This is a genomic window from Bacillus sp. KS1 (assembly GCF_020075515.1).
Taxonomy (GTDB): Bacteria; Bacillota; Bacilli; order Bacillales; family Bacillaceae; genus Bacillus; species Bacillus velezensis.
In genome coordinates this window covers 1-10,742 of record NZ_JACAWW010000026.1, presented here as the reverse complement: position 1 = coordinate 10,742, position 10,742 = coordinate 1, and the positions used below count along the sequence as shown (strand labels likewise).

2 protein-coding genes are annotated in these 10,742 nt (G+C 50.2%); both read left to right on the top strand.

Annotated elements, in window-relative coordinates; all coding sequences use genetic code 11:
* Positions 1–3,704, top strand: a 3,704-nt coding sequence (locus HWY38_RS18530; RefSeq protein WP_224182366.1) for a non-ribosomal peptide synthetase, incomplete at its 5' end; no start/stop codon positions are given.
* A 25-nt stretch (positions 3,705–3,729) separates the two neighbouring features.
* A partial coding sequence (locus HWY38_RS18525; protein WP_224182365.1) for a non-ribosomal peptide synthetase occupies positions 3,730–10,742 on the top strand: 7,013 nt, incomplete at its 3' end.

Below are 10,742 nucleotides of genomic sequence, written 5' to 3'. Positions count from 1 at the left end.
GTCCGCACAAAGACCTTGAACCGATTCTCGGCATGTTCGTCAACACCCTGGCCATCAGAACGGAGCCGAAAGGAGACAAACGGTTCACCGATTATTTGGCGGAAGTCCGTCAGGCGGCGCTTGGGGCGTATGAGCATCAAGACTACCCGTTTGAAGAGCTTGTGGAACGGCTCGGCGTGCAGCGGGACATGAGCCGCAATCCGCTGTTTGACGTTATGTTTGTGCTCCAAAATATGGAGCGTGAATCCCTGGTGTTAAATAAGCTGCATTTGGCCCAAGCTGCGGATACAAGTCATAAAACCGCAAAGTTTGATGCCACGCTTTACGCGTCAGAAGGGTCTGACGGTTCCATCAGCTTTGATTTTGAATTCAATACAGATATCTATCAAAAACAGACAATTGAAAAATGGCTATCTTATTTTACCCGTATTCTTACAAAAGTAATTGAAAACCAAGCGATACCGCTTGGTGACATTCACGTACTGGATGATGCTGAAACAAATCGCGTCATTTATCAGTTTAATCAGACGAAAAGCGATTACCCAAGACACGAAACCATCAGCCGTTTATTTGAGCGGCAGGCAAAAGAAACTCCCGATGCCCGGGCAGTTGTATATGATGGACAAATTTTGACATACCGTGAGCTGAACGAACGGGCTAACAGAATAGCGGCGGCTCTTCGATCAAATGGCGTCGGTCCGGAAAGCGTTGTCGCCTTATTAACCGGCCGCACAACAGAGCTTGTTTCCGGAATCCTCGGAATATTAAAAGCGGGGGGCGCCTACTTGCCTATCGGTGACGATGTACCGCGGGAACGGGCTGAATGGATGCTTAAAGACTGTAAAGCTGATATTCTTCTCCAATCTGATAAACTTGACGGTCTGCCGCTTTCAGGAAAACGTTTATTCATAGAGGATATTCAAACAAAGGCCGGATTGAGTTCGGAAAATCCCGAACCGCTCGGCGGACCTGAATCGTTGGCCTACATGATTTATACGTCCGGGTCAACAGGTGCGCCAAAAGGCGTCATGATTGAACAGCGAAGCGTGATCCGCCTTGTGAAAAACAGCAATTATATTGATTTTACGCCGGAAGATAGACTGTTGTTTACTTCATCATTAGGATTTGACGTTACGACATTTGAAATATTCGGTCCGCTTTTAAACGGCGCTTCTTTATATGTAAGTGACCAGGAAACCTATCTCGATTCTGATGTTCTGGAAACATTTATACAGCAAAACAGCATTACGACGCTGTGGCTGACATCGTCTCTGTTCAACCATTTATCAGAACAAAATGAACACGTGTTTTCCGGATTATCCCGATTGATTATCGGCGGGGAAGCACTGTCCCCGAGCCATGTAAACCGGGTTCGGAATGCGCTGCCTCATCTCTCAGTATGGAATGGATACGGACCGACTGAAAACACGACGTTCTCGACTTGCTTTTTGATTGAACAATCATACGATCATTCAATCCCGATCGGGCGCCCAGTCGGAAATTCAACCGCATATATCATAAACAGCAGGGGAACACCGCAGCCGATCGGCGTTATCGGCGAATTATGCACTGGAGGAGACGGTGTGGCAAGAGGATACTTCGGCCGCCCTGAGCTGACGGAAGAAAAATTTGTCCCCAATCCTTTTGTTCCCGGAGAACGGATGTACCGCACCGGAGATTTAGCCCGCTGGCTGCCGGACGGAACGATCGAATATGCCGGGCGGATGGATGATCAAGTGAAAATCCGCGGTTATCGGGTCGAGCTGGGAGAGATTGAAGCCGCACTGAGGAGCCTGGACGGCGTGAAAGAAGCTGCCGTGTCAGTCAGAACCGGGCAGTCCGGCAATAAAGAACTGATCGCATATATGAGTCTGCAGGCGGACATGGATACAGAAAAAGTGCGTTCTTCACTGTCTAAGCAACTGCCGAATTACATGGTTCCGGCCTATATGATGGAACTTGAGAAGCTGCCGCTTACGCCGAACGGGAAATTGGATCGGAAAAATCTGCCCGAACCGGAGCTCGCGCTTCAAACCGCGTACACAGCTCCCCGCAATGAGCTTGAAGAACAGCTTTCCGTGATCTGGCAGGAAGTGCTCGGCGCAAAACAAGTCGGGATTGAGGACTCATTTTTTGAGCTGGGCGGCGATTCAATCAAAGCGCTGCAAGTTTCCGCACGGCTCGGACGCTATGGGTGGAAAATGACGGCAAGTGACTTATTCCGGCACCCGTCCATTAAGGAACTCGCGCCTCTTATCCGGAAAGCGGAAAGAGTCATCGATCAGCGGCCGGTGGAAGGAGACATACCTTGGACACCCGTTCAGCACTGGTTTTTATCACAGCGGATGGAAAACAGAAATCATTTCAATCAGTCCGTCATGATGTTCAGCTCTGACGCATTGCATAAACAGCCGCTCAAAGAAGCCTTGGAGCATCTTGTCATTCATCATGATGCACTCCGGATCACTGTCAGTGCAGAAAACGAAAGTTTCAGACAAATCAATCACGGTATTCAAAAAGCTGAACTGTACAGCTTGGACATTTGGGATCTGTCTGGGACAGATACTTGGGAAAGAGAAATAGAAACTGAAGTGGCTGCGCTTCAACAGCGGATGGATATTGAAAAAGGGCCGTTATTAAAAGCCGGCTGGTTCAAAACCCGGTCCGGGGATTATTTATTCATCACCGTACATCACCTGGCGGTTGACGGAGTGTCATGGCGTATTCTGCTGGAGGATTTATCTGCCGCTTACACTCAAGCCGTAAAAGGTCAGCCGGTCCAGCTTCCGCCAAAGACCGATTCGTTTAAACAATACGCTGAACGGCTTTCAGAATACGCAAAAAGCAGCAAGCTGATGCATGAAGAAGAATATTGGCGTTTTATTGAAGAAGAAACAGCCGCCGAACTTCCTTATGAAAAACCGCAGCATCAGACGGGAGCCGACAGCATTCGGCAAACGATAAGCTTTACGCTTACAGAAGAAGAAACGTCCGTTTTGCTTCAGCAGGTCAACCGGGCCTACCATACCGATACGCAAGATATTCTTCTGACTGCCGCAGCTTTGGCTTTACGGGACTGGACAGGGGGCGGCAGATTGCGCATCGCGATGGAAGGGCACGGGAGAGAGCACATCATGCCGGAGCTCGACATCAGCCGCACCGTAGGCTGGTTTACCTCCATGTATCCGGTGCTCATTGACTTGAACACAGCAGGCGCTGAGCTTGGAACGGCGGTAAAAACGGTCAAAGACACACTCGGAAGAATACCGGATAAAGGAATAGGCTACGGCATTTTAAAATACATGACACCGCCTGAACAAAAAACAATCCGCTTCAGACAAGCGCCTGAAATCAGCTTTAACTATTTAGGGCAATTCAATGATACAGAAGATCAGCACACGTTCAGTCTGTCCGGTCTTGCAAGCGGGCACGACATCACGCCGACATGGCAGCGGGAACAAGCGGTGGAAATGAGCGCGATGGCCGTACAAAACAAACTTCACTTCAGTTTGAGCTATCCGCCGAGCCGCTTCCGCAAAGAAACGATGGAACAGCTGCTGCAAACCTTACAGCAATATTTGCGTGATATTATGGCGCACTGCACCGGCAAAGAGGAAGCAGAAAAAACCGTTAGTGATTTTAGCAGCAAAACGTTAACATCTGATGATTTGGACAGCATAGCGAGTTTTGTCGAGGAACTGTAGAAAAAGGCGACGGGGAGATTATAACATGACAAAAAAGAATGCAATTCAGGATATTTATCCGCTGTCTTATATGCAGGAAGGAATGCTTTTTCATTCCCTCCTGCAAAAGGAATCACAGGCTTACGCCGAGCAGGCCTCCTTTTCAATAACGGGGAAGGTTGACACCCGCGTGTTTGAAGAGAGCGTTCATGCCCTTTTCGAAAGACATGATATTTTCAGAACGATCTTTATCAGCCAGAACGTGTCAGTGCCGCAGCAGGTCGTATTAAAAGAGCGGAACGTCAGCATTATTGAGGAAAATCTCACTAATTTAAATAAGGCTGATCAAATCAAGTATATCGAAGAAGCCAAACGAAGAGACCGTGAGAAAGGGTTTCAACTGCAAAAAGACATGCTGATGCGGGTGACGCTGCTTCAAACCGGTGAATGTGAATATACGTGCATATGGAGTTTCCATCACATTATTATGGATGGCTGGTGTCTCGGAATCGTGCTGAAAGAGTTCTTCCAGATATACGCCTCACGGCTCCGCCGGACACCGTTAACGCTTGAGCCCGCTGTGCCGTACGGGACCTACATCAAGTGGCTGATGGAGCAAGATAAAGAAAAAGCCGCTTCGTACTGGGAGCGATACCTTGAAGGCTTTGAGCAGCAGACTGTTCTGCCGAAGCAGAAAAAAGCCGGCGAAAGCAGACAAGAGGAAGTGACGTTTTCCTTTTCAAAAGAGGACACGGCTAAGCTGAAAGAGCTGGCCGTAAAAGAAGAGGTCACGCTGAGCACCATTTTCCACACGCTCTGGGGCATTTTGCTTCAGGCGTATAACCAGACAGAAGATGCGGTTTTTGGTTCTGTCATTTCCGGAAGGCCGTCTGAAATCGAAGGCATCGAGCGAATGATCGGCCTGTTCATTAATACCGTGCCTGTCCGGATCAGCGGGGCGGACATCCCGTTTCAAAAGCTGATCAAAAACGTGCAAAGGGACGCTTTGAAAGGACAGGCATACAGCTATCATCCGCTTTATGATATACAGGCGAATTCACAGGTAAAACAAGGCTTAATTGACCACATTCTCGTCTTTGAGAATTATCCGGTTGAACAGGAGCTTGATGTGCTGAACAGCAAGGGAGACACGAAAGACCTTTTTCACATCCATGATTTCAGCATGGAAGACGAAACCAACTACAGTTTTTACCTGATGGTGGCGCCGGGTGACGAGATTCATTTGAAAATGAGATACGATTCAAGCATGTATGACCGCCAATTTATTGAAAATATCAAAGGCCATTTAGCATACATCGTCTCCCAGGTTCTCGACAAACCGGACATCACGCCGGACAAGCTTGAAATCATCACCCCAGGGGAAAAAGCGCAGCTGCTTGCGCCGATTTCTGAAGAGACCGAAAAACCTGAATATGACACGGTTCATGCGATGTTTGAAAGGCAGGCCGCAAAAACGCCGAATCAAATCGCGATTCGGTATGAAGGTGAGTCAGTGACGTACAAAGAACTGAACGAATCGGCTAATAAGCTGGCCCGCCTGCTGCAAAAGCGCGGATTAAAGCGGGAGGAGCCGGTAGGCGTCATGCTCGGCCGTTCCCCTTCTTTAGCGGCGGCCGTTCTCGGTATTTTAAAAGCGGGCGGCGCCTTTGTCCCGATAGATCCGGGCAGTCCAAAGGAGCGTATCCGATATGTTATTGAAAACAGCGGCTGCGTCCATGTTGTAACAGAGCGGCATCAGTCAGTCCCCGCGGAACAAGCGCTGCAAGTTACATACATAGAAGAGGCCGGGACGGAAGCGGACGGAAGCAATGTGCAATCCATTAATACGGCGGACGACCTCCTTTATATGATTTATACATCGGGAACGACAGGGAAACCGAAGGGTGTGCTGCTCGAACATAAAAATATGGCCAACCTGCTTTCTCACCAATTGACGAACACAGACATTGATTTTTGCACAAATGTGCTGCAGTACGCATCTTTGGCGTTTGACGTCTGCTATCAGGAGTTATTTTCAGTACTCTTGAGCGGCGGCACCCTTTGTATCGTGCCCGAATCAATCAAACGGGATGTGTCTCAGCTGTTTTCGTTTATTGATCAGCACAAAACGGAAGTGGTGTTTTTCCCGACTGCGTTTGTCAAGATGCTTTTCAATGAAGAAGGTTATGCACAGTCTTTTCCCCGCTGTGTGAAGCATGTCATTACGGCCGGGGAGCAGCTGACCGTTTCGCGTTTGTTCAGGCAGACGCTCCGTTCACACGGTATGCATCTGCATAATCATTACGGCCCGTCAGAAACTCATGTGGTTTCAACGTATACGATTTCTGCGGGAGATGACATACCTGAACATCCGCCGATCGGGAAACCGATCCATCATAACAAGATGTATATTCTCAGCAAAAACCGGCAGCTTCAGCCTCTCGGAATTGCGGGAGAATTGTATATTTCCGGGGCGAATACAGGAAGAGGCTATGTGAACAATCCGGCGCTGACCAAAGAAAAATTTTTGCCGGATCCGTTCAGAACGGACGCCGTCATGTACCGGACCGGAGATTTGGCAAGACTGCGTGCGGACGGCCAAATTGAATACATCGGCCGGACAGATGATCAAGTGAAGATCAGAGGGTACCGGATTGAACCGAAGGAAATTGAAACCGTCCTGGCAAATCATCATGCCGTGAAGGAAGCTGCCGTTCTGATTCAAACGAATGAGTCGGGCGAAAATGAATTATGCGCTTACTGCAGCGTCTCACAAGCGACTGATCCTTCTCAGCTGCGGAGAGATTTGGCTAAAGAGCTGCCTGAGTATATGATTCCGGTCAAATGGGCTTTTGTTGACTCAATTCCGCTCACTGCGAACGGAAAAGTCGATCAGCGGGCCCTTCCGGAAGCTTCGGCGTACGCCGCAGGCCGTCGATATACAGCTCCCCGGAATGTGACCGAGCTGAAGCTTACCCGCATATGGGAAGAAGTGCTTCAAACCGGCCCGATCGGCGTTCACGATCACTTTTTCGAGCTTGGCGGCCATTCATTAAAGGCGACGGCACTCGTTGCAAAAATAGCTAAAGAGTGCAGTGTGCAAATCCCGCTGAGCGATGTCTTCAGCCATCCGACTGTAGAAGAACTCGCCAAAATCATCAGTGAAGCAGAAGAGAACCCGTTCGCATCCATAGAAAAGACAGAAATGAAAGAAACATATCCTGTCTCATCCGCCCAAAAACGGATGTACGTCCTTCACCAGCTTGAAAATGGCGGTGTCAGTTATAACATTCCAGCCGTTTTAGAGGCAAATGGCCCGTTTGACCAAAACAGGATGGAAGCCGTGTTCAAGGAACTGATCCGGCGGCATGAACCGCTCAGAACGTCCTTTGAAGAAAAAAACGGCCTGCTCGTGCAGAGGATTCATGACGACGTGCCGTTTGCATTTACAAAAGAACAATCAGCCGAAGCGTTTATCCGGCCGTTCGATCTCGGCAAAGCGCCCCTTTTCCGGGCGGGATTTGTCCAAATAGAAAAAGACCGGCATCTGCTTTTAGCTGACATGCATCATATTATTTCAGACGGCGTATCCGTCAATCTTTTGATACGTGAATTCAGTGAGCTGTATGCTGAGAGAAGTCTGCCGCCGTTACGGATTCAATACAAAGATTATGCCGTCTGGCAGCAATCATTTAAGGCGGGCGCCGCATATCGGAAACAAGAGGAGTACTGGCTGAACCGGCTTGCCGGTGAGATTCCCGTGCTTGAATTGCCGGCTGATAAGCCGCGTCCCCCGGTGCGGAGTTTTTCCGGAGACCGGGTGTCATTTGTCATCAATGAAAAACATACAGCTCAGTTGAAAAAGCTGGCGAAAGAAAACAAATGCACACTGTATATGACGCTGCTTGGTGTGTACACAGTTCTGTTATCCCGTTTAAGCGGACAGGAAGATATGATTGTCGGGTCTCCGATTGCAGGAAGGCCTCATGCCGACCTTGACGCCGTTCTGGGCATGTTTGTCAATACGCTTGCTTTCAGGACGCGTCCCGACGGAAGCATGACATTCAAAGAATATTTAAAGGAAATTCGCCAAACAGCGCTTGAGGCTTACGAACATCAGGATTACCCGTTAGAAGAGCTCGTCGATAAGCTCGGTGTGCCGCGGGACATGTCCCGAAATCCGCTGTTTGACACAACATTTGCGCTGCAAAATATGGAACAGCAGAAGCTTAGAGCGGCCGGACTTGAACTGCAGCCGGCAGACGTCAGCCTGCCGATTTCTAAATTTGACTTATCGCTGTACATCTCTGAAAACGCCGGTGAATTGTACTGCCAGTTTGAATTCAGCACCGATTTGTTTGAGAGAAAAACGATTCAAAAATGGGCGGGATTTTTTACGACACTTGCCGAAAACGCCGCGGCTGATCCGGGCTTGGAATTAGACGATATTTCTGTTTTGACAGAAAAAGAAGAAGTGTCTCTGCTTCAAGATTTCAGCCCCTTTCAGAAAACAGCGTTTCCGCTTCATCAGTCTCTTCATGATCTGCTGGAACAGCAGGCGAAAAAAACGCCGGACCGTCCTGCGATTTTAACTGATGACATTTCGATTACGTATCAGGAACTGAACGAAAGGGCAAACGAGCTTGCGCATCAGCTGATCAAGCGGGGGATAAGGCTGGAGGATAAAACTGCCATTATGGGCCGGCGTTCTCCTGACATGCTGATCGGCATTTACGCTGTCTTAAAAGCAGGCGGTGCATATCTGCCGATTGATCCGGATTACCCGGAAGAGCGGATTCGCTTTTTACTGAAAGACAGCGGCGTGAAATTCTTACTGGCAGAACCAGAACTTTTCGCACCAGATCTTTTTGAGGGAGAAATGATCTCTCTGAAAAGCGGACAAACAGGAAACCCTGAAGCTGCCGCCAACCCTAACGTTCCGGTAAAGCCTGATTCATTGGCTTATATCATCTATACATCCGGTTCTACGGGACGCCCAAAAGGCGTGCAGGTTGAACATCGGTCAGCCGTAAACTTTTTATACTCACTGCAAACGCGTTATGGATTAAGTGATTCTGACATCATTTTGCATAAAACATCCTACTCTTTCGACGCTTCGATTTGGGAGCTGTTTTGGTGGCCGATCGCGGGAGCTTCTGTTTTTCTCCTTCCGCAAGGCGGCGAGAAAGACCCTGAAATGATACTGAACGCATTGGAGAAAAACCGAATAACGGCGGCCCATTTTGTGCCATCCATGCTTCATGCTTTCTTGGAATATATAAATTCCAGAAAACAGCCGATCAAAAAGACCTGCTTAAAAAGGGTTTTTGCCGGCGGCGAACAATTGGGCCCGCACCTGGTTTCCCGTTTTTATGACCTTCTGCCTGGAACGGAATTGACAAATTCCTACGGTCCGACGGAAGCGACAGTAGAAGCGGCGTACTTTGATTTGCCGCATGGAAAGGAATTTCACGATGTTCCGATCGGCATTTCCGGGCATAACATGCGGCTGTATATTTTAAATCAAAAGAAACAGCTTCTGCCGCCGGGCTGTATCGGAGAGCTGTACATCGCGGGGACAGGGGTGGCCCGCGGCTATCTGAACCGGCCTGATCTGACAGAGGAGCGCTTTCTCAATGATCCGTTTTATCCGGAAGAACGCATGTATCAGACGGGCGATATCGCACGCTGGACAGAAGACGGCCTTGTCGAATGGCTCGGCCGTTCAGACGGACAGGTGAAAGTCCGCGGCTACCGGATTGAACCGGGAGAAATCGAAGCGGCGATCCGGCGCATCGACGGCATTCGTGAGGCGGCGGTCACCGCCCGGACTGAACACGGCGAAACCGCGCTTTACGCCTATATCGAAGGACGGGAAAGCGATGACGTGCGGGCGGAGCTTGCGACACGCCTTCCGGCCTACATGATGCCGGCTCAGTTTATAGAGATGAGCGAATGGCCGGTCACGCCGAGCGGAAAGCTTGACCGCCGCGCGCTGCCGGCTCCCGGCGGAGCGGCAGACAGACAGGCGTACACCGCTCCGCGGAACGTCACGGAAATGAAGCTTTGCGCCCTTTGGGAAGAGGTGCTGAAAAACGGCCCCGTCGGCATCCGGGATCACTTTTTTGAGCGGGGCGGCCATTCGTTAAAAGCGACGGCTCTCGTCTCCCGCATCGCCAAAGAGTTCGGTGTTCAGGTGCCGTTACAGGACATCTTCGCCCGGCCGACGGTGGAAGAGCTCGCTTCGGTTATTCAGGACTTGGAAGAAAGCCCGTATGAAGCGATTCAGCCTGCACAAAAACAGGACACCTACCCGGTGTCTTCGGCGCAGAAACGGATGTATGTGCTCCAACAGCTTGAAGACGGCGGTGTCGGCTACAATATGCCGGCTGTGCTGGAACTGACGGGCCCGCTTGACCGCAGCCGGCTGGAGGAGACGTTCCGGCAGCTTGTGGAGCGGCATGAGTCGCTCAGAACGTCCTTTGAAACGGGGCCTGACGGCGAACCGGTGCAGCGCATCCATGACAGCGTACCGTTTCAGCTGGATGAGGCCGAGTCAGCTGACGCATTCGTCCGGCCGTTTTGTCTGGAAGAAGCGCCGCTCTTCCGTGCGGCTCTCGTGAAAGAATCAGACGAACGTCACCTTTTATTAACGGATATGCATCATATTATTTCTGACGGTGTGTCCGTCAACACCTTGATTAAAGAATTCGGCGAGCTGTACGCAGGCCGTTCGCTTACGCCGATGCGCCTTCAATATAAAGACTATGCCGTCTGGCAGCGGTCGTTTCAGGAGAAAGAAGGATATCAGAAGCAGGAAGCGTATTGGCTGAAGCGGCTTGAAGGAGAGCTTCCGGTGCTTGAGCTTCCGGCTGACAAGCCCCGTCCGGCGGTCAGAAGCTTTGCGGGCGGCAGCGTATCGTGCACGCTTGACGCTGAAACGGCATCCGGCCTTCACCGCATCGCCCGGGATCACGGCTCTACTTTGTATATGGTGCTTCTCGCCGCGTACAATACGTTACTCGCGAGATTGAGCGGGCAGGAAGACATCATCGTCGG